Origin of the sequence: Acinetobacter sp. Lyrl_1, assembly GCF_051948795.1 — a bacterium.
GTDB lineage: Bacteria > Pseudomonadota > Gammaproteobacteria > Pseudomonadales > Moraxellaceae > Acinetobacter > Acinetobacter towneri.
Window position 1 is genome coordinate 25,444 of the sequence record NZ_JAYJLK010000003.1, and the last position, 20,544, is coordinate 45,987.

Genomic DNA, 20,544 nt, shown 5'->3' on the forward strand with positions numbered 1-20,544 from the left:
GCGTTGCCGCAAACATAGACGAATTGTCAACAAACCCTAATATTTGCTTTAAACATTTTGCAGAATATACATTAGAACAATGTGAAAAATTAGGTATAGAAACGACTGAAACAAAAGAGGCTATTCATTTCTTTTGTGCAATCGATAACGAATGGAAAAAATCAAAATTTTCACTTCCTCACGCTCCTTGGGGGCCTAATAAAGTTGTTGGACCTGTAATTTTGTTACCTCAAAATATCTTGGAATCTATGATTAGCTATAAAACTAATTATTTTTTCACTAATATTAGACCTCTTGCGAAAGTAAAAAATTGTTTATACTCATCTCATGAAATATGAAAATTTAACAAGATTTAATGATGAAGAATTTAAACGACTTGTTGGAGTTCCTCGTCCATTATTCTTAAAAATGGTATCAGTGTTACAACATGCTGAACTTGCCAAGAAAAAATCTGGAAGACCTCATTCGTTGTGTTTAGAGGATCAATTGTTGTTAACTTTAAATTACTTACGCTGTTATAGAACTCAAATTGAGTTATCCGCCGACTATAACCTAGCTGAAAGTAATGTGAATCGTACGATTCAGAAAGTTGAAAATGCTCTGATTCAATCACGGATTTTCGCATTGCCGAAAAGGAATCAAAAGTTTAATGAGGGGGATTATGTAATCGTTGATGTTACTGAGTCACAGATTGAGCGTCCCAAAAAAACAAAGAAAATTCTATAGTGGTAAAAAGAAGAAACATACGCTAAAAACACAGGTCATTTTTAACCCCCAATTAAAGCAAATTGTAAGTATACAGATTGAAGATGGCAGAAAACACGATCTGAACATTGCGCGTAAGCATTTGAAGGAGATGATTATTTATCCTTATATCATGGCAGATTTAGCCTATAAAGGATTTCATCAGATTAAGAGTAAGTTACTCATTCCAATCAAGAAACCTAACAATTTATCATTACCCCAAATAGCAAAACAGATCAACCAAGAAATCAGTCGGCGTAGGATCACAATTGAACATATCAACGGCAAACTTAAACATTTTCGGATATTAACAGAACGCCATAGAAATAGACGGAAACGATTTGGTCTAAGAATGAATTTAATTGCTGGAATGGTGAATTGGATGCTCTTAAATTAACTTTCGCAAGAGATCTATTGCCACCCCTTTATTTAAAGAAGAAGTTTTACGTAGAGATGCTTCAGCAAGCTTTATTTATTCTTTAAAATCTGGCGAGAAAAGAGTGAATGTAAAAAAATGCGAGAGCAACATCCTGAATTTCGAGGGGGGAAAAAGCAATATGGATGAATTAATCGCAAAAAATCCAAGACTTTTAAAAGAATATAGAGAAAAAGTAGCTAAAAAACGCTATTTAAAAAGAAAAGGTAAAAAAAGAAGATTAGAGGACGCATAAGCGTGCTTTTTATAGACAAATGTACAAGAAACAATACTATAACTTTACACTAGTTCTATCTGCGAACCTTTGATTTATACTAGCGGGATAACATTACCGGCTTTATATCAGTTTAGCGACTTTATGAACTTAAAGAAAAATAAAAGACAGCTTGTCTGGGGTTTAAATCTGCTTGCATCTATGATGTATGGCAGCTTTGCTCATGCACAGAGCATCAGCTTTCAGGATGCTGAACGTCAGTTGTTGCAAAATTCTTATAGCAGCCAAGCCTATCAAAGTCTGGAACAGGCTTCAAAACTTGAAGCTGAAGCAGTAAAAGGCGTAGGTCTGCCACGTGTCGACCTGAATGTTCGTGCCTATGCCTTTCACAGTGAAGTCGATATTCCATTAAAGCAATTTAAAAATAATCTGGAGAATTCACTCTCTCAAGGCGTGAATGGCCGGCTTAATGAGTGGGAGGCCAGTAATGGCGTGGATCTACCTGCAGGTATTACCGATCCACTGCGTGATGGACTTAACAATACTATTCATAGCGGAGTTGGTCTGATTCCGGATACGTCTAATGTCATCCTTGAAGATCAGGTGATTCGCCCCACTGTTTCCGTGATTATGCCAATATATACTGGAGGCCTCACCCGTAGTGCCAAAGAAATTGCCAATATTCAGGTCGGTCGTAGTCAGCTCAGCAACAAACAGCAGCAAGATACGCAGCGTTTTGAACTGATTCAAAGTTATTTTAATGTGCAGCTCCAAAAGCAATTGCATGCAGCTGCGCTGTTTAATCTGAATGCCATGCAGCAGCATTATCGCAATGCCTTAAAAATGGAACAGCAAGGTTTTATCAGTAAAGGCCAGCGTATGCAATTTGAAGTGGCACGTAATAATGCCGAGCGCAGCCAGCAAAATACGCAGGCCAATTTGAATGCTGCGCTGTTCCAGCTGAATAATCTGCTTCAGGAAAGTAGCATCACTGAGCTTTCGACGCCTTTATTTGTCAATAAAACCGAGCCACAGGCCTTAAATCATCTGCTAAAAACTTTTAGTCAGAACTCTGCGCTGATTCAAAAAATGCAGCTGGATACCCAATTGGCCCAAGCCAATGTGAAAGCCCAGCAAGCAGCGAAAAAACCAAATGTATTTGCTTTTGGCGAATATAGTCTGGATCAAAATGAAAACTGGATTGTCGGGGTTGCCGCACGCTATAACCTGTTTTCCGGGATCGATAAAAACAAGAATATTCAGGCTGCCGAACTCAAACGCTCTGCAACAGAACTGCTTACTGCACGCACCCAGCAGGAAATTGAAAATCTGATTTATAAATCTTATAGCGAAGCACTTAGTGCACAGCAAAGTGATGTACTTCTGGCACAAAACTTGAAAGCCGCACAGGAAAATTTACGCATCCAAGAATTGTCTTTTAAAGAAGATACGGGCACCGCCACACAGGTCATCGATGCACAAAATATGCTGAGCGGACTACGAGCTGAAACTGCCTTGAATGCTTACAAATATGTGATGTCACTGGCCACACTATTACAAAGCCATGGCTCGATTGCAGAATTTCCAACCTACATTCAACATGCCAACACCCACTATATTCGCTAATGGAGCCGAACATGAACGAAGATCAAAAACCCAATGATCCTGTGAATGAAGTGGCTTCATCCAGCGATACAGAAAAATCGCCTGCGCAACAGGTAGAAACAAAAACTGAAATAGAAAACAACGCGACGACTTCGACCGAGCAACAACAAGCTCCTGAAATCGCTAAAAAGAAAAAATATTTATTGCTCGCCCTGATTCCAGTTCTGCTGGCAGTCATCGCTTTTGGATTGTGGAAAAGCTACCAACCAGCTCCGCTTGAATTGCAGGGTCGTGTAGAAGCTGAAACAGTTCAGGTGGCGACCAAAGTGCCAAGCCGTATTGAAGAAATCTATGTAGAAGAAGGTCAGCGGGTCAAAAAAGGCGATGTACTGGTGCGCTTAAACAGCCCGGAAATTCAGGCCAAAAAACAGCAAGCCGCAGCGGCTTTACAATCTGCGCTGGCCTTACAATCGACTGCTGAACGTGGCTCGCAGGAAGAAAATATCGCCAGTCTGTATGCCAACTGGCAATCGCTGAAAGCACAGCAAAATTTAGCCAAAGTTTCTTATGAGCGTGGTGCAAATTTATTGAAGGAAGGTGTGATTTCACGCCAGCGCCGTGATGAATTGTATGCAGCCAGTCAATCAGCGGCGCAAATGACAGAAGCAGCGTATCAGCAATACGCACGTGCCAAACGTGGCAGCACCTCACAGCAAAAGAGTTCTGCCGATGCACAAGTAGATATTGCCCAGGCTGCGCTGGATGAAGCCAATGCTTTAGAAGCAGAAACCCAATTAGTAGCACCTGTAAACGGAACGGTGTCTAAAACCTATGGCAAAGTCTCGGAGCTGGTAGCCACCGCAGTCCCTGTGGTCAGCCTGATTGAAGATCAAATGTGGGTGAGCCTGAATATTCGTGAAGACCAATATGCCCCATTTCAGAAAATGAGCAGTATTGAAGGTTATATTCCCGCCCTAGATAAAACCGCCACTTTTCAAATTAGACAGATCAGTGCTGAAGGTGAATTTGCCACCATTAAGACCACACGTCAAACCGGCGGTTATGATGTGCGCAGTTTTAAGCTGCATCTTGTACCCACACCAGCAATTTCTGAACTGAAAGTCGGGATGAGCGTGTTATTTAAACTGAAAGAGACCCGATAATGTGGACGGGTATATGGCGCGAACTGCGCTATCTGCTCAGCGAAAAATGGGATCTGTGTCTGGTCACGCTGGCACCTGCACTGGTGATTATTTTATTCAGCAGCATGTTTGCTCAAGGGAAATCGGATCATTTACCGATTGCGATTATTGATCAAGACCAGAGTGCGCTGAGTCAAAGCATTTATCAACATGTGGCGCTGAATCATACTCTTAAAATTGCTACGGTGTCGGAACAAACAGCTGAAATTGAGCGCCTGTTAAATCAAAATAAAATTTGGGGTTATATCCATATTCCAAGCGGTGCCGAGCAACGTCTGGTTCGTGCCCAGGATGCTGACATCAGTATTGCTTTTAACCAGAGTTATTTCAGTATTGGAAATACCATTTCCTCGGCCATGCTGGTCAGTACCCTACAAGCACTCGCTGAATTTAGCGGACAGCAATATCTGGGCAACCGACTCCCCTCTCTCGAAGCACCGTCACCGCATATTAAAATATCTCCGCTGTATAATCCGCAGCTGAATTATGAATTCTATCTGGAACCCTATGTCATTCCGGCAATTCTGCATTTACTGCTGTGTTGTTGTGTGGCATTTTCCGTCGGTCAGGAACTGAAGCGGCAGACCTTAACAAGCTGGATTAGCAACTCATCCATCTGGATGGCATTGCTGTCTAAGAACCTGATCTATGTGGCTATTTTTAGTCTATGGACCTGGATCTGGATGTTCTGGCTGATTGAAATTCGCGGCTGGTTTGTTGCCGGCTCGCTCGCTCTGATTCTATCGGCACAATTTCTGCTATATAGCGCTTATGCATTTTTAAGCAGTGCAGTGGTTCTGGCAACCAAAGATTTAAGTAAATCTTTTGGCATCATTGCGGTCTATGGTGGTTCATCTTTAAGTTTTGCCGGTGTGACTTTACCTTTAAATAATGCGCCCCTATTCACCCAGTTCTGGTCCAATATTATTCCGTTTACGCCCTATGCCAAATTACAAACTGAACAATGGGTGATTGGTAGTCCATTGCATATTTCACTGCAAGCTGGATTCATGCTGCTGATCTATGCCCTAGTTTACGCTCTGCTGGCTTATCTGTTTCTTAAAAAAATAGTTAAAGGAGCAGTCCAATGAAATCCCTCTGGTTTTACTATCTGCAAAGCTTTAAGGATATTGTCAGTCACGGCACGATCTTTACCACGCTTATTCTATCCGTCTTGTTTTACAGCTTTTTTTATCCAACCGCTTATCAGGCACAGCAGGCTGAAGCCTTACCGATTATTATTGTCGATGAAGAACAAAGTAACTTAAGCACCCGTATTATTGGTCAAGTGGCACAAAGCCCCAATGTGGAGATTGAGGCGATTACCGGCAATTTTTCCGAGGCCAAACAATGGGTGGAATCACAAAAAGCCGATGGTATTTTACTTCTGCCGGACAATTTATCGCAAAGCTTAAGGCATGGTGAAACAGGTGGCATTGGCCTGTATTTAAGTACAGCCAACTTTTTAGTAACCAAACAAATTGGTCTGGGCTTAGCCACATCAGTTGAGCAAACTTTGGCAGATTATACTGAACGCTTTGGCAAGGTATCGGATTTTTCACCTGCCCTTTCTGTGCATCAAATTCCTTTATTTAATCCGCTGTCCGGCTATGGCAGCTATGTCTTTCCTGCGGTTGCACCTTTAATTATCCACCAAACCATTCTTTTGGGTTTGAGTATGCTGATTTTGGTATATCGGGAAAGAAAAATAGAATTAAACACAAATGCATTGATTGGGATGTGTTTAGCGGTCTTCACCATTGGTTGTCTGGGATGTTTCTATTTATTCGGCTTTAGCTTCTGGCTATTTGATTATCCGCGCGGTGGCAACCTGCTCGGGATGCTGCTGGCTGTTGCGGTTTTTATCTACACGATAATTGGCATGACCTGCTTATTTGCTAGTTTTCTGGATCTGCCGGAACGTGCGGGGCATGTCATTGTATTCACTTCTATTCCACTGTTCTTTTTATCTGGTGCGGCCTGGCCGCATGCTGCCATGCCCACCTGGATGCAAGTCGTTGGCGAAATCCTGCCCTCTACCCAAATTGTGCAGATGTTTATTCAACTCAATCAGATGGGTGTGCCTACAACACTGATCTTGCCTAAATTGCTCTATCTTGGAATGATCGGTAGCTTGTGCTTTTTTTTGGCTTATCGACGTTTAATTTCTGGTCATCAAAGCAGATAGAGCATTATAGCAATGCTCCTATTCCACTTATTTACCCGATTCGCCAAAGACTTGAATATTGAAATTACGAATCTTGTTGCTACCATTCGGCTTGTCAAAACTAACATCATACTGAACCAGATTTTCCGGATAGGCAATTTCATAGCTGACCTTATATTGCCCAAGCTGATTGGTTGCTTCTTCAATCTCTTTGGTCATTAAAGTCTTAGACTTGTATTCACCTTGAGGAATTGAACGTGAAAAGCGTTTCATCAGCTTTTCATTGTCCTTAAACTGGGTTTGCAACTGCGGCTCTAACTGATCCAAAAACTCGTCATACTTCCCATCACGCAAATCCTCATAGGCTAGCTGTGCCGCCTTTTCCTGTTCAGGACTCGGATCTGGATATTGTCCATTGAATTACAGCCACTCAATGCAACCGCTGCTGCCAACAACATTAATTTGATTTTCATCGCTTACCCTTATGCAGTCAACGTTTATAAAAAAGGACGCCGAAGCGCCCTTTTTATCAGTAAAAAACTTATTCTTCTACTGAATTTTCACCGTCTTTTTCCACTTGCTCAGTTTCAGCAACTGCATCCGTTTCAGCCACTAAAGATTCTGCACCTTCAATCGCTTCAACAAACTCGTCTTCTTCAACAGCTTCAATCGCTTCTACACCCACCAGTGTTTCGTTTTCACCCAAGCGGATTAAACGTACACCTTGTGCATTACGACCTGTTTGCGCCACTTCAGAAGCGCGAGTACGCACTAATGTACCGCCATCAGAAATCAGCATCAGTTCTTTGCTTTCATCAATAGCAACTGCACCGACCAATTCACCATTACGTTCAGAGGTCTTAATGGCAATCACACCTTTACCACCACGTTTTTTGGTTGGGAAGTCGTCTACAGGTGTACGCTTACCATAACCATTCGCCGAAGCACACAAAACTTCGCCTGTTTCTGGTACTACGACTAGCGATACGATACGGCTGATGAGTGCTGAATCTGAACTGTCTTCATCATCGCCATCGACTTCTACATCTTCGACATCTTCAACTTGTGCTGAACCGAAGCTGACACGCATACCACGTACGCCTTTGGCCGCACGACCCATTGAACGTACATCGGTTTCAGCAAAACGAATCGCTTTACCTTCATTGGAGAACAACATAATTTGCTGTTCGCCATCGGTAATTGCAACACCAATTAAAGTGTCTTCTTCATTCAATTCAATGGCACGTAAACCATTCGAACGTACGTTACTGAATTGTTCCAATTCAACACGTTTCACTGTACCTGATGCCGTTGCCATAAAGACATAAAAGTTTTTACGCAAGGCTTCTGCTTGTGATGCAAATTCTGCAATGATCTCATCGTCTAAATCGGTTGCAGAAAGCTCTACACCCAATTGTTTCAATTGCACACGCAATGCATCAGATAAATCATCACCATCTGCTAATTCAGCAAAGGCAGCTTCTAATTCTGCATAATGTGCAGCAATGATTGCGTTGGTTTGTATATGTGTAGCATTGGCTTTTACATAGCTACGGAAGTCTGCCAAACGCTCGGTAAATTTCTTCGGTGCATCAATGACAGGTAAAATCGCGGTGATGGTTTCATTGGCATCTAATGGCAATAAGTTCACCATTGGACGACCTTTCGCACCACGCGATGCCTGTGGCACTTCAAACACTTTCAGACGGTAAACTTTACCCACATCGGTAAAGCACAGCACCGTTGCATGGTTAGATGTCACGATTAAATGCTGCACATAATCATCTTCTTTCATCGACGTTGCAGATTTACCACGACCACCACGACGCTGCGCTGCGTAATCTGACAATGGTTGAGTTTTTGCATAACCTGTTTGTGATACTGTCAGTACCACTTGTTCTTCTGGGATTAAATCTTCACGCGAGAAATCAATGCGAGATTCTACAATTTCAGTACGACGTGCATCGCCATATTGCTGTAAAACTTGCGCCAACTCTTCACGAATCACGCCCATCAACAAATTAAAGTCATTCAAAATTGCAGTTAATTCAGCAATTTGTGCCAAAATTTCAGAATATTCTGCATGTAACTTGTCTTGTTCTAGACCTGTTAAACGATGCAAACGTAATTCTAAAATTGCGGTCACTTGCGCAGGTGATAAACGATAGACCTGACCATCTAAACCAAACGGGCGGTTAGGGTCTTCGCCTTCAATTTCATCTGGACGTACAGAAACTGAACCTGCTTTTTCCAATAACGCAACTACACCACCTGCTGCCCACTCGCCTGCCTGTAAACGCTCACGCGCTTCGGCTGGGTTGGCAGAAGATTTAATCGTTTCGATGATGGCATCAATATTGGCCAACGCAACGGTTAAGCCTTCTAAAATATGGCCACGTTCACGCGCTTTACGCAACTCGAACATGGTACGGCGGGTCACTACTTCTTGGCGGTGACGAATAAATGCCGCAATAATATCTTTCAGGTTCATCAATTTTGGCTGACCATTGTCTAGGCAGACCATGTTGATGCTGAATGAGTTTTCTAACTGCGTATTTAAGAACAGGTTATTCACAATCACTTCAGCGTTTTCACCACGCTTCAGATCAATTGCAATACGCATCCCTTCTTTATCAGACTCATCACGTAATTCTGAAATACCTTCGAGTTTCTTCTCTTTCACCAGTTCAGCAATACGCTCAATGGTTTTGGCTTTGTTGACCTGATAAGGGATTTCAGTAAAGACGATGGTGGTACGACCAGATTTTTGATCTTCTTCAAAATGGTACTTACCACGAATATGCAAACGGCCTTTACCTGTACGGTAAGCATCAACAATGCCTGATTTACCGTAAATAATACCGCCTGTAGGGAAGTCTGGACCTGTGATATGTTCCATCAACCCTTCAATTGAAATATTTGGGTTGTCTGCATAAGCCAAACATGCATGCACCACTTCAGTCATGTTGTGCGGTGCCATATTGGTCGCCATACCTACAGCAATACCTGCAGCACCATTGACCAATAGGTTTGGAATACGAGTAGGCATCACTTGAGGAATACGCTCAGAGCCGTCGTAGTTATCTTCCCAATCGACAGTGTCCTTTTCTAAATCGGCCAACAGTTCATGAGTAAGTTTGCGCATACGGACTTCGGTATAACGCATGGCTGCGGCACTATCGCCATCAATCGAACCGAAGTTACCCTGACCATCGACCAATTGATAACGCAAACTGAAATCTTGCGCCATACGAACAATTGTTTCGTAAACTGCAAAATCACCGTGAGGGTGATATTTACCGATGACGTCACCGACTACACGGGCAGACTTTTTGTAAGCTTTGTTGTAGTCATTGCCCAATTCGTGCATTGCGAATAGCACACGACGATGCACAGGTTTTAGACCATCTCGTACATCTGGCAGCGCACGTGACACAATCACGCTCATCGCATAGTCTAAATACGAGTGCTTGAGTTCATCCTCAATGGCAATCGGTCTAATTTCCGATACGCTCATGCATACTCCTTATTCTGCAAACAAATTTTGCTTGCATTTTATATGTCGTAAAACTTGCAAATGATTAGCCTGAAATGCAGGCTAAAAATAAAAACTAGCGAAAAATTATAGCATATACGCCTGTGTTTTTGTGCTTTAGAGATGATCTTAATCTTGTTAATTTACTTAAATTTAACGGTGATTTTTTAGGCAAAAAAATATTCACACCCAAGAAACAAAAGTGCTTCATATTTTTAAGAGTCACGTCAAAATATCTTCAACATATACTTGCTCGATATGTACCCACATATACGCTAAGTTCACATAATGTACTTAAAACCAATCACTGCATCTTAATTAAAAAAAGACAATAAAAAACGCCCCTATGCTATTCACATAGAGGCGTTTTTGACTGTGTTCAGTAATTAGATTTTAGATACTAACTCTGGAACAACAGTATTCAAGTCGCCCACTAACCAGTAGTCAGCTACTGCGTTGATTGGCGCTTCTTCGTCTTTGTTGATCGCAACGATCACTTTAGAGTCTTTCATACCTGCCAAGTGCTGAATCGCACCAGAGATACCTACAGCGATATACAAATCAGGTGCAACGATTTTACCTGTTTGACCAACTTGCATGTCGTTTGGTACGAAGCCCGCATCAACTGCTGCACGAGATGCACCTTGTGCTGCACCAAGTTTGTCTGCTAATGGATCAAGTACTTTGTGATAGTTCTCACCAGAACCTACACCACGACCACCAGAAACTACAATACGTGCTGCAGTTAATTCTGGACGCTCTGATTTCACAATTTCTTCAGAGACGAACTTAGAAATACCAGCATCACCTGTCACAGTAGCAGCTTCAACCGCAGCCGAACCACCTTCTGCAGCCACTGGGTCAAATGCTGTACCACGTACAGTACCCACCACAATCGCCTCTGAAGATTCTACAGTTGCAATCGCGTTACCTGCATAAATTGGACGCTTGAATGTCTTTGCAGAATCTACAGCGACGATGTCTGTGATCATACTAACATCAAGAAGTGCAGCCGCACGCGGTAAAATGTTTTTACCTGTTGTTGTAGAAGCAGCAAGGATATGGCTATAACCTTTGCCTAATTCTGCAACAAGTTTTGCTACGTTTTCAGCCAATTGGTTTGCATAAGCCGCATCGTCAGCAAGTAATACTTTGCTTACGCCTGCAACTTTAGCTGCTTGGTCTGCAACTGCTTGTGCACCAGAACCCGCAACCAATACAGTGATATCACCACCGATTTTTTGAGCTGCAGCAACAACGTTTAATGTTGCACCATTTAGTGCTTTATTGTCGTGCTCAGCGATAACTAAAATACTCATGATTTTTATCCTTCTGTATTAGATCACTTTCGCTTCGTTTTTCAATTTATCTACAAGTTCGTCTACAGATTTCACTTGTACGCCCGCTTTACGCTCAGCAGGTGCTTCAACTTTTACAGTTTTCAGCTTAGAACCTGTTGCAACGCCATAATCTGCAGGAGATTTGGTGTCTAGCGGTTTTTTACGTGCTTTCATGATGTTTGGAAGTGCCGCATAACGTGGCTCATTCAAACGTAAGTCAGTGGTGATGATTGCAGGAAGTGCAAGCTCAACAGTTTGTAAACCACCGTCAATTTCACGTGTTACCTGAACTTTGTCGCCATCAACTTTTACTTCTGAAGCAAAAGTACCCTGACCTGCACCAAGTAAAGCGCCTAGCATTTGACCAACTTGGTTAGAGTCGTCATCAATAGCTTGCTTACCCAATAAAATAAGTTGTGGTTGTTCTTGTTCAACAACACCTTTTAAGATTTTAGCCACTTCAAGTGCACCAATCTCATCGGCTGTTTCAACCAAAATACCACGGTCTGCACCAAGCGCCATTGCAGAACGAATTTGTTCCTGCGCTTCTTTAGGACCAATGGATACCACTACGATTTCTGAAACAGTTCCTTTTTCTTTTAAACGAACCGCTTCTTCCACTGCGATTTCACAGAATGGGTTAATTGACATCTTAACGTTCGTTAGGTCAACTCCACTATTATCCGGCTTAACGCGAACTTTAACGTTGGCATCTACCACACGTTTTACAGCAACAAGAGCCTTCATGTAATCCTCGGCTGTTTTAGCAAAAGTAAATATTGAGAAAAGTTAATAATAACTCTTCGCTTTAAATTTTTTAGGTGTCCTATCTTGCTATGTGATCGGCATTTCGGTCAAGTCAGAATTGTCTAAACAAGGCTAAAAATGCCGAAAATTAACTGAACGATGCGTTCATACTTTTTTATTTCTAAAAATTAACAAACCAAGCGACGATTATATAAGCAATTTTAAGCTTTGATTTATATTATGTTTTTTATTTATTTCCCTCATCAACAAGATTGATTGAAATGCAATTCAAATTGAGTTCCGCCTACAATTTAAGCAAAGTTCCTTACATAAAACCCCATAATCTGACTGTCATTAAAGATAGAAAACTTTATTTTTTGCAGTATTTTTTCAGATATAAATGCTCTTTTAAAATGTGACTGCTGGTTCACAAAACTGTATTCAGCAGTTTATTGGGTATGAAATAAACAATCTGTTTTATTTTGATGGATATTTATGCGCTTTCACCACGCCACCTCCCAGATAAAGGGCATAAAAAAAACTCAGCTTAAACTTGCTGAGTTTCTAAAAAGTCACGGTGGATATGACTTAAATCTATCAACTCATAGGCCTGTAAATTAAAAATTTCCCAAACTGCAATAAAATCTTCTTTTACATCTATTTTACTACCAGCGGATGAGCGTGCTTGCCACTGCTGATCTGAAATCCATAAATAGCTTTGTTGCGTTTGCGGATGAATCGCCTGCATTTTACCTTCGGCATTAATACCCTGCACTAAACAATCGGCAGGTAGTTCTTGCTCGATCATCGGCAAGCTTATTTCGACAAAATGTTTCACTTGACGCAAGCCATAACCTGCAAAAATTTCTTTTTGGCTTGGGCTTAATTGTTCATATTTTTCTTGAAGATTCGAAATCATGGTTTTGCCTATCATTTGATATCCAAAGTGTTATGCAGTGGAACAAAAAATAATGTCATCCATGTCTATTATTCGTGTGACCCACTCTTTCTGCTTCTTTATACTGCATAACGCACTTTTTTATTATTCTACAATAGTTGCAATGACATCTTGGTGAAAGCGCTTTTACTTAAAGTATTAAGTACAGCACAAAGGCTTTACAACTGACTGTGAGAAAAATATTTGCAGTATGAAATAGCTATATTTTAACTTGCAAAAATAATGCCGACTTTAGGTAAAGCTTTACTTTTTACTCGCACGTGGATGTGCCTGATCATAAACTCGCGCCAATTGATCAAAATCGACATGAGTATAAATTTGCGTGGTGCTTAAATTGCTATGCCCAAGCATTTCTTGGACTGCACGTATATCCCCACTATTCGACAGCATGTGACTTGCAAAACAATGTCGCAATAAGTGCGGATGCAAATCGACATTAACGCCCGCACGCTGCGCCTGAAACTTCACCCGATTTTCAATTTGGCGTGCTTTTAAAGGTTCACCTTTTTGAGTAATAAACAATGCTGCATCGGGTACAAAATCGCCCTGCCATAAAGGGTAAATCTGCAGCCATTGCATCACCGCATCTTTGGCTTTGCGACCAAAAGGCACTATACGGGTTTTATTGCCTTTACCCGTAATGCGCAGCAATTGACGGTTAAAATCTAAATCGCGGATACGTAAACTTTGTACCTCTGCTAGGCGCAAACCACTCGAATAGAGCAATTCTAAAATCGCTTTATCGCGTCGCCACATTTGTTGTTGTACTTCAGTTTCAGGTTCAGGCTGATCCAAAATTTGATGAATCGTTTCAATATCAATCAAACCCGGCAAAGGTCGTGGCTGACGTTTTAGCTGAAAATTATCAATTGGATTAAATTGTAAATACTGCCCTTGCTCGGCCCATTTCATAAACTGACGAATCGCTGACAACATGCGCTGTAAACTGCTGCTATTTAACTGTTGCTGTTCTACTTTTTGCGCTAAATAATGGCGCAAATCTGCAGCCTCTACATCATATAAGGCAAGTTGTTGTTGCTCACAAAAGCTAAAAAAATCGTTTAAATCGCGTGCGTAGGCTTTTAACGTATGCGGTGACTGCTGTTGTATTTCTCGTTCTTTGAGCCACATCTTTAATAGTTGCTGCGGATCGTACATTAGTCACGCTCCGATTGCTGAACTGCGGCAAACTGCTCTAAATAATCAGCAATGTGTTCAGCTGCCTGATCTGCGTGTGTTTCTAAAAACAAATGATCACCACCATGCACAATTTTTAATACGGCGTGTGGAAATTGTTGTTGTAAAAACTCACCTACAGCAAGCGGACTTATCGAGTCTTGATCGCCCCATAACAACAAAATAGGCATGTCGATTTTAGCAAAGTCTGCTGTGTAATCGACTTTTACCTCAACAAACCAGTCAGGATAATTTAAATCACTTGCTTGATAGTCTTGTCGCCAATCTTGCGCCTGAAAACTACTTAAATCCATGCCACCTGATGTTGCAGCCAATACTAATCCTTTCACTTTTTCTGGATATTGCAACGCGGCAGAAACTGCAAAAATACCGCCCATCGACTGTGCAATGATAATGCAATCATCTGGGATATTCGCCAACACATAAGCCTGCAAACTTGCAAAATCATGTACCTGTGAATGTGCAGGTTGATGATTAAATTCAGGATAAGCCACAATTTTTACAGCATTCTGCCACGGCAATTTTTCAATTTTTTCGATTAGCGGATGAAAAAATGCGGTATTGCCTGAAGCGCCAGGTAAAAAAATCAGTTGCGGCATAATGAGTAGAAGTTTTTAGAGTGACATTCAGTACAGCATACCTGATCCGTGCTGCAAGATACAAAAAAGCACCATTCGTTTTGAATAGTGCTTTTAAGTAAGATAAGAGCTGTTCATGTTAGAACGAAACATCAGCCCTGAAAATAATTTAAATCCAAACGACCGTGATAGACATTAGCAGTTGGCCCTGTCATCCACACCACATCGCCTTCACGCCATTCGATTTGCAACTTACCACCTGCCAGTTCAATTTCAACTGAATTAGACAATAAGCCACGGCGCATACCCGAAACGGCTGCAGCACATGCACCTGTACCACAAGCCAAGGTTTCACCTACGCCACGTTCAAACACACGCAAACGCGCATGTTTTTCGTCAATGATTTGCATAAAACCTACATTGACGCGCTGTGGAAAACGCTCGTGTGATTCCACTTGTGGGCCAATACCTGCAACATCGGCAGTCAATACATCAGGCACAATGGTCACAGCATGAGGATTGCCTATGTTCACCACATCAATGGTCAATGCAGCACCATCTTTCAGCGCAATGTCATATAAGTTATCAGGCTCATCGGCAATGAATGGAATCTCATGCGGCAAGAATTTTGGATAGCCCATATTCACCCGTACCCAACCGTTTTGCCCCAATTCAGGCTCTACAATGCCTGCCTTGGTTTGCACCTTGATTTTGGTTTTGGTCGTAAGCTGACGTTCATGCACAAAACGTGCAAAACAACGCACACCATTGCCGCACTGCTCCACTTCAGAACCATCGGCATTGAAAATGCGATATTTAAAATCGACATTTGGTAAATCGGGCGGTTCCACAATCAGGAGTTGGTCAAAGCCAATCCCGAAGTGGCGGTCTGCAAGGCGTTGAATAGTCAGCGCATCCAAATACGCACGCTGGCTGATGAGATCAACCACCATGAAGTCATTGCCCAGACCATGCATTTTGGTAAATTCTAATAACATCTCGAATTCCCCTTATGGCAATAAACGCTCTCTTTCCCACAGCGATTCAATGCTTTCACGTTCACGAATTAAATGTGCTTGATCTGCATCGACCATGACTTCAGCTGCACGACCACGGCTGTTGTAGTTAGAACTCATCACAAAACCGTATGCGCCCGCACCCATTACAGCTAAAACATCATTTTCTTTGATCGCAAGCTGACGTTCTTTACCCAAGAAATCACCTGTTTCACAAATTGCACCAACCACATCCCACTCTAGCGTTTCAACATCAGTACGTGGGGTTACGGGCTGAATGTCCATCCATGCTTCATATAACGCAGGACGGATTAAGTCATTCATGGCAGCGTCAATAATCGCAAAGTTACGATGATTGGTCGGTTTGAGTAAATCAACTTTTGTTAGCAGCACGCCCGCATTGGCAGAGATACTACGACCCGGTTCCATATACACTTTAAGACCTAACTTTTCTAAAGCGGGACGTAAAGCATTGGCATATTCTTCAACCGTTGGTGGAGTTTCGTCTTTATAAGTCACCCCTAAACCACCGCCAATATCAATGTGTTTTAGCTGAATACCCATTTCTTTTAAGGTATCAATCATCACAATCACGCGATCTAAAGCATCGACAAACGGTTGTGTTTCGGTCAATTGTGAACCGATGTGACAGTCAATTCCAACGATATCTAAGTTTGCTAAAGAAGCCGCATATTCATAAGTGCTATATACCGAATCAGACGGAATCCCGAACTTGTTTTCTTTTAAGCCTGTAGAAATATAAGGATGGGTTTTGGCATCGACATCTGGGTTAACCCGTAATGAAATTGGTGCTTTGACATTCATGCTTGCCGCAACTTTTTGAATACGGTCTAATTCTGCATGCGATTCTACGTTAAAGCAGGCAATCCCAACTTCCAACGCTTTTTGAATATCGGCTTCAGTTTTACCTAAACCTGAAAAAACAATTTTCGATGCATCACCACCTGCTTTGAGAGCACGCGCCAATTCACCGCCTGTCACAATATCAAAACCTGCACCCAACTTAGCCAATACATTCAATACCGCAAGATTCGAGTTTGACTTTACCGCAAAACAAATTTGATGATCGATAAAGTGGAAAGCACGATCCATATCTAAATAATGCTTTTCAAAAGTCGCTTTTGAATAAACATAGAGTGGTGTGCCAAATTGCTGTGCGAGTTGTTGTAGCGAACATTGCTCGGCGTGCAAAACCCCTTGAATGCGGGTAAAACTCATGAATGTATCCTTTATCTAGAAAGCGTTAAGGTGTAGTCGATGTAGATGCAGCAGGTGCAGCAAACTGCTGTTGCACAGGTACGGCTGTGTCTGACGATGTTGCCGATTGCGTTGCACGTTTAGGCGCAGCATCTGGATATAACAAATATTTTGCGCGTTTGTCGTAATTTGGGTCATTGGGTAACTGTAATGTACCTGACTGACCACAACCGACCAAAACCACTGTTGTAAGCAAAACACTCATGCAGCAAATGACGGTACGCATCTGACCACCTATAAAATATTTTCGATGAAGTATAACGCGATCACTGCCGCGACCAAAGTGCTAATGCAGAGAGATTATATTGAGCTTAGTAAAAATTCTAGCTTACTTACTATTCTGCTGGCATAGATTGACCTTATCAGGTCTGAAAAATTGCGACTTCTGACACAGATAAAGTCAATTTTATTTCAAGGCATCAATTGTCAAAATCTAAAAACTATGCAAAAAATATAACGTGCTTAAAACCAAGTTCTTTTAACAGGAAGTTTTAAAGACTGGCATATCACTTGCTTAATTTTTACAACTGTTCAACTACAGTCACAAACTAAGCATTTATACACTGCGTTTATAAGAAGAAATTTATGCAAAATTTACAATCGATGATGGAAACCCTAAGCGGTTGGGTCTGGGGTCCATACATGCTGGTTCTCATTGTGGGAACGGGCGTCTTCCTCACCTTCCGCTTATTGTTCTGGCAATTCCGCATGCTGCCACTGGCTTTTAAACAAGTCTTTTGCAAACACGACAAAGCGCAAAAAGAACCGGGCGATATTTCACATTTCGCATCACTGATGACTGCACTCTCTGCCACCATTGGTACGGGAAATATTGCAGGTGTTGCAACGGCTTGCGTCCTCGGTGGCCCGGGTGCAGTGTTTTGGATGTGGATGACTGCCCTGTTTGGTATGGCGACCAAATATGGTGAAGGTGTTTTGGCGGTTAAATACCGTATTAAAAACGAAAAAGGGCAAATGTCAGGCGGCCCAATGTACTACATTGAACGCGGACTAAAATGGAAATGGCTCGCGATTATCTTTGCCTTTTTTGGCACAGTCGCCTCGTTTGGAATTGGTAGTTCAGTACAATCCAACACAGTAGCTTTAGCAGTTGAAAATAGCTTAGGTGTAGAAACTTGGATTACTGGCGTGGTAATTACCGTATTTTCTGCATTGGTGATTTTGGGCGGAATTAGCTCGATTTCCAAAGCATCTTCGGTGATTGTTCCGATTATGGCCATTCTGTATGTTACAGGCGGTTTAATTATTATCCTGAATAATTTACACCTTGTCGTGCCTGCATTTGAGCTAATTTTCCGTGATGCCTTTACTGGTGAAGCAGTTGCGGGCGGTGCAATTGGTGCAGTAATTCGTTACGGGGTTGCACGTGGCGTATTCTCCAACGAAGCAGGGATGGGTTCTGCCCCAATTGCTGCTGCGGCTGCAAAAACCGACCACCCTGCGCGTCAAGGTTTAGTGTCTATGACAGGTACCTTCATTGATACCATTATTGTCTGTAGCATCACGGGGATTGTTTTGGTAATGGGCTTCATTATGGCAGGTAATAGCTTTGGTGGTGCAACAGGTGCTGTACTCACCACACAGGTTTTTGACCAGTTATTGCCAGGCTTTGGTGGTTGGGTCGTCACTTTCGGGATCATCTTCTTCGCCTATTCCACCATTCTCGGTTGGAGCTATTATGGTGAAAAATGCTGTACTTATTTATTCGGCGAAAAATACGTGTTGATTTACCGCTTAATTTATATTGCTTCAGTGTTCATTGGCACCATCGCCACCCTAGATTTAGTCTGGTTATTTGCCGATACCTTTAATGGTTTAATGGCTGTACCAAACTTAATTGCCTTGTTGTTACTGTCTGGTGTGATTGCCAAAGAATCTAAAGACTTTATTGCGAAGCGCAAATCTGGCGAGTTGTATTAAATAAGCCCAATTCATTGAATTATTCCGTTCAAATCATAAATCATACAATCACCCACGTGGTTGTATGATTTTCCATGAAAAATCCAGATAACATTCATTTCGCGAACATTCCTCTGTATGCTGTAGTCAGTTTTTAATTGATGCAATGACTGGGTTATGGCAAAAGTAAAAAGTGTCTATCGCTGTGAACAATGTGGTGCAGATCATCCTAAATGGGCAGGTCAATGTTCAGAATGTGGGGAATGGAACTCACTTCATGAGGTCAGTATTGCCCCTGCGGTGACGCATCGTGCCCAACCCAAAATGGGCGGTGGCTATGCAGGACAAGCTGCAGCAATTACTACATTAAACAAAGTATCTGTTTCGCATGAAACCAGACTAACCACAGGCATTGGTGAGTTTGACCGTGTATTGGGGGGCGGTTTGGTTACAGGTTCTGTGGTGCTCATTGGTGGTGACCCTGGTATCGGTAAATCGACCATTTTGCTGCAAACTGCAACACACATGGCTGCGGCCAACAACACTGCCTTATATATCACGGGTGAAGAATCGCTTTCACAAGTGGCATTACGTGCTCAACGCTTAGACTTACCCACAGATCAGCTCAAAGTCATGGCAGAGACCTGTGTTGAACGTATTTGCGAAGTTTTGGCGCATGAACGCCCTGCGGTAGCCATTCTGGACTCGATTCAAACTTTATATACCGAAACGTTGCAGTCTGCTCCAGGTGGTGTTTCACAAATTCGTGAATCAGCTGCCTTGCTGACTCGTTTTGCTAAAAATAGTGGCACTGCGCTGTTTATTGTCGGTCATGTGACCAAAGAAGGGGCTTTAGCGGGGCCGCGCGTCCTTGAACACATGGTCGATTGCGTCTTGTATTTTGAAGGACAGTCAGACTCACGCTACCGTATGATTCGAGCAGTCAAAAACCGTTTCGGTGCAGTGAATGAACTGGGCGTTTTTGGCATGACCGATAAAGGCTTACGCGAGGTTGCCAATCCATCTGCGATATTTTTGAGCCGTTATGATGAGGCAATTCCAGGTTCTATTGTCATGATTAGCCGCGAAGGAACGCGACCACTTTTAGTTGAAGTACAAGCCTTGGTGGATGATGCACATGGTCAACCTAGACGTGTAGCTTTAGGTTTGGAGCAAAACCGTCTGAATATGTTGTTGGCGGTCATGCATCGACATGGTGGTGTGCAAACCTCAGGGCAAGACGTGTATGTAAATGTGGTTGGTGGTTTAAAAATTACCGAAACAGGCTCTGACCTTGCAGTATTGCTGGCCTGTGCTTCGAGCTTACGAGGCAAAGCCCTACCACAACAATTGGCTGTTTTTGGTGAGGTCGGTTTGTCGGGCGAAATCCGCCCTGTGCCTAATGGTCAAGAACGCTTAAAAGAAGCCATTAAGCATGGCTTTAAATACATTATTGTGCCGCGTGGCAATGCCCCACAAAAAGCCATTGCAGGTGTGCAAATTATTGCGGTAGCTCGTTTGCATGAAGCTTTAAGTGAAGCCATGAATTTAAGTGAAAACTTAGGTTAAATCCTTGGATGATATTTTTTCAGTTTCAAGAAAAAATA

General features: G+C 42.2%; 17 protein-coding genes and 1 pseudogene. 8 read left to right on the forward strand and 10 right to left on the reverse strand.

From position 1 onward, the window contains the following. Positions 1–23 precede the first annotated feature (23 nt). From VF675_RS02065 to VF675_RS02090, 6 genes are all read left to right on the forward strand, one after another. Positions 24–338: a hypothetical protein gene (locus tag VF675_RS02065; RefSeq protein ID WP_035310653.1), complete on the forward strand. Its 315-nt coding sequence runs from the start codon at positions 24–26 to the stop codon at positions 336–338. Continuing rightward, positions 328–1,141, forward strand: a protein-coding gene (locus VF675_RS02070; protein WP_429761777.1) for an IS5 family transposase whose coding sequence is annotated in 2 segments (ribosomal slippage) — positions 328–710 and positions 709–1,141 — 816 coding nt in all. Because the reading frame shifts where the segments join, the coding sequence is not laid out codon by codon here. Before VF675_RS02065 ends, VF675_RS02070 begins: the two co-directional genes overlap by 11 nt. Positions 1,142–1,538: 397 nt before the next feature. Next, positions 1,539–3,020 (forward strand): TolC family protein, encoded by a 1,482-nt coding sequence (locus VF675_RS02075; RefSeq protein ID WP_004971852.1) that lies wholly within the window; start codon positions 1,539–1,541, stop codon positions 3,018–3,020. 11 nt (positions 3,021–3,031) lie between these two features. Next, the gene (locus VF675_RS02080; RefSeq protein WP_005252470.1) at positions 3,032–4,162 is read left to right on the forward strand and encodes an HlyD family secretion protein; all 1,131 of its coding nucleotides are present in this window, start codon (positions 3,032–3,034) and stop codon (positions 4,160–4,162) included. Then, entirely contained in the window at positions 4,162–5,292 is a 1,131-nt protein-coding gene (locus VF675_RS02085) for an ABC transporter permease (RefSeq protein ID WP_004971855.1), read from the forward strand. The genes VF675_RS02080 and VF675_RS02085 overlap by 1 nt, the downstream gene beginning before the upstream one ends. After that, entirely contained in the window at positions 5,289–6,389 is a 1,101-nt protein-coding gene (locus VF675_RS02090; RefSeq protein ID WP_096901141.1) for an ABC transporter permease, read from the forward strand. The genes VF675_RS02085 and VF675_RS02090 overlap by 4 nt, the downstream gene beginning before the upstream one ends. 27 nt (positions 6,390–6,416) lie before the next feature. Here VF675_RS02090 and VF675_RS02095 read toward each other — a convergent pair. The 10 genes and pseudogenes from VF675_RS02095 to lptM form a co-directional block, all read right to left on the reverse strand. Further along, a pseudogene (locus VF675_RS02095) lies at positions 6,417–6,841 on the reverse strand (DUF3887 domain-containing protein). A 68-nt stretch (positions 6,842–6,909) separates the two neighbouring features. Next, positions 6,910–9,885: a DNA gyrase subunit A gene (gene gyrA / locus VF675_RS02100; protein ID WP_154320915.1), complete on the reverse strand. Its 2,976-nt coding sequence runs from the start codon at positions 9,883–9,885 to the stop codon at positions 6,910–6,912. A gap of 404 nt (positions 9,886–10,289) precedes the next feature. After that, on the reverse strand, positions 10,290–11,222 hold the full coding sequence (locus tag VF675_RS02105; protein ID WP_004971866.1) for an electron transfer flavoprotein subunit alpha/FixB family protein: 933 nt from the start codon (positions 11,220–11,222) through the stop codon (positions 10,290–10,292). An 18-nt stretch (positions 11,223–11,240) separates the two neighbouring features. Continuing rightward, the gene (locus tag VF675_RS02110; protein WP_004971869.1) at positions 11,241–11,990 is read right to left on the reverse strand and encodes an electron transfer flavoprotein subunit beta/FixA family protein; all 750 of its coding nucleotides are present in this window, start codon (positions 11,988–11,990) and stop codon (positions 11,241–11,243) included. A 547-nt stretch (positions 11,991–12,537) separates the two neighbouring features. Next, positions 12,538–12,909 (reverse strand): hypothetical protein, encoded by a 372-nt coding sequence (locus VF675_RS02115; RefSeq protein ID WP_004971871.1) that lies wholly within the window; start codon positions 12,907–12,909, stop codon positions 12,538–12,540. Positions 12,910–13,191: 282 nt separating this feature from the next. Then, positions 13,192–14,106 carry a site-specific tyrosine recombinase/integron integrase gene (gene xerA, locus VF675_RS02120; RefSeq protein ID WP_004971874.1) on the reverse strand — a complete coding sequence of 305 codons (915 nt, stop codon included), beginning with the start codon at positions 14,104–14,106 and terminating at the stop codon, positions 13,192–13,194. Beyond that, positions 14,106–14,744 carry an alpha/beta fold hydrolase gene (locus VF675_RS02125; protein ID WP_440204671.1) on the reverse strand — a complete coding sequence of 213 codons (639 nt, stop codon included), beginning with the start codon at positions 14,742–14,744 and terminating at the stop codon, positions 14,106–14,108. The genes xerA and VF675_RS02125 overlap by 1 nt, the downstream gene beginning before the upstream one ends. Positions 14,745–14,875: 131 nt before the next feature. After that, a complete protein-coding gene (gene dapF, locus VF675_RS02130; protein WP_353675059.1) occupies positions 14,876–15,721 on the reverse strand; it encodes a diaminopimelate epimerase in 846 nt (281 codons plus the stop codon). Positions 15,722–15,733: 12 nt separating this feature from the next. After that, positions 15,734–16,978 carry a diaminopimelate decarboxylase gene (gene lysA / locus VF675_RS02135; RefSeq protein ID WP_440204672.1) on the reverse strand — a complete coding sequence of 415 codons (1,245 nt, stop codon included), beginning with the start codon at positions 16,976–16,978 and terminating at the stop codon, positions 15,734–15,736. 25 nt (positions 16,979–17,003) lie between these two features. Continuing rightward, positions 17,004–17,243, reverse strand: coding sequence for an LPS translocon maturation chaperone LptM (gene lptM / locus VF675_RS02140; protein WP_004971884.1), 240 nt, complete (start codon positions 17,241–17,243; stop codon positions 17,004–17,006). Positions 17,244–17,602: 359 nt separating this feature from the next. Between lptM and VF675_RS02145 the strand changes: the two genes are divergently transcribed. Both VF675_RS02145 and radA read left to right on the forward strand, forming a co-directional pair. After that, positions 17,603–18,958, forward strand: a complete 1,356-nt coding sequence (locus VF675_RS02145) for an alanine/glycine:cation symporter family protein (RefSeq protein ID WP_096900947.1) — start codon at positions 17,603–17,605, stop codon at positions 18,956–18,958. Positions 18,959–19,114: 156 nt separating this feature from the next. Beyond that, positions 19,115–20,506 carry a DNA repair protein RadA gene (gene radA / locus VF675_RS02150; protein ID WP_440204673.1) on the forward strand — a complete coding sequence of 464 codons (1,392 nt, stop codon included), beginning with the start codon at positions 19,115–19,117 and terminating at the stop codon, positions 20,504–20,506. The last annotated feature ends 38 nt before the right edge of the window (positions 20,507–20,544 follow it).

What these genes read in the sequence shown, in the direction of transcription:
- VF675_RS02075 (WP_004971852.1), top strand. Translation starts at nt 1,539, where the DNA reads ATGAACTTAAAGAAAAATAAAAGACAGCTTGTCTGGGGTTTAAATCTG.
- VF675_RS02080 (WP_005252470.1), top strand. Translation starts at nt 3,032, where the DNA reads ATGAACGAAGATCAAAAACCCAATGATCCTGTGAATGAAGTGGCTTCA.
- VF675_RS02085 (WP_004971855.1), top strand. Translation starts at nt 4,162, where the DNA reads ATGTGGACGGGTATATGGCGCGAACTGCGCTATCTGCTCAGCGAAAAA.
- VF675_RS02090 (WP_096901141.1), top strand. Translation starts at nt 5,289, where the DNA reads ATGAAATCCCTCTGGTTTTACTATCTGCAAAGCTTTAAGGATATTGTC.
- gyrA (WP_154320915.1), bottom strand. Translation starts at nt 9,885, where the DNA reads ATGAGCGTATCGGAAATTAGACCGATTGCCATTGAGGATGAACTCAAG.
- VF675_RS02105 (WP_004971866.1), bottom strand. Translation starts at nt 11,222, where the DNA reads ATGAGTATTTTAGTTATCGCTGAGCACGACAATAAAGCACTAAATGGT.
- VF675_RS02110 (WP_004971869.1), bottom strand. Translation starts at nt 11,990, where the DNA reads ATGAAGGCTCTTGTTGCTGTAAAACGTGTGGTAGATGCCAACGTTAAA.
- VF675_RS02115 (WP_004971871.1), bottom strand. Translation starts at nt 12,909, where the DNA reads ATGATTTCGAATCTTCAAGAAAAATATGAACAATTAAGCCCAAGCCAA.
- xerA (WP_004971874.1), bottom strand. Translation starts at nt 14,106, where the DNA reads ATGTACGATCCGCAGCAACTATTAAAGATGTGGCTCAAAGAACGAGAA.
- VF675_RS02125 (WP_440204671.1), bottom strand. Translation starts at nt 14,744, where the DNA reads ATGCCGCAACTGATTTTTTTACCTGGCGCTTCAGGCAATACCGCATTT.
- dapF (WP_353675059.1), bottom strand. Translation starts at nt 15,721, where the DNA reads ATGTTATTAGAATTTACCAAAATGCATGGTCTGGGCAATGACTTCATG.
- lysA (WP_440204672.1), bottom strand. Translation starts at nt 16,978, where the DNA reads ATGAGTTTTACCCGCATTCAAGGGGTTTTGCACGCCGAGCAATGTTCG.
- lptM (WP_004971884.1), bottom strand. Translation starts at nt 17,243, where the DNA reads ATGCGTACCGTCATTTGCTGCATGAGTGTTTTGCTTACAACAGTGGTT.
- VF675_RS02145 (WP_096900947.1), top strand. Translation starts at nt 17,603, where the DNA reads ATGCAAAATTTACAATCGATGATGGAAACCCTAAGCGGTTGGGTCTGG.
- radA (WP_440204673.1), top strand. Translation starts at nt 19,115, where the DNA reads ATGGCAAAAGTAAAAAGTGTCTATCGCTGTGAACAATGTGGTGCAGAT.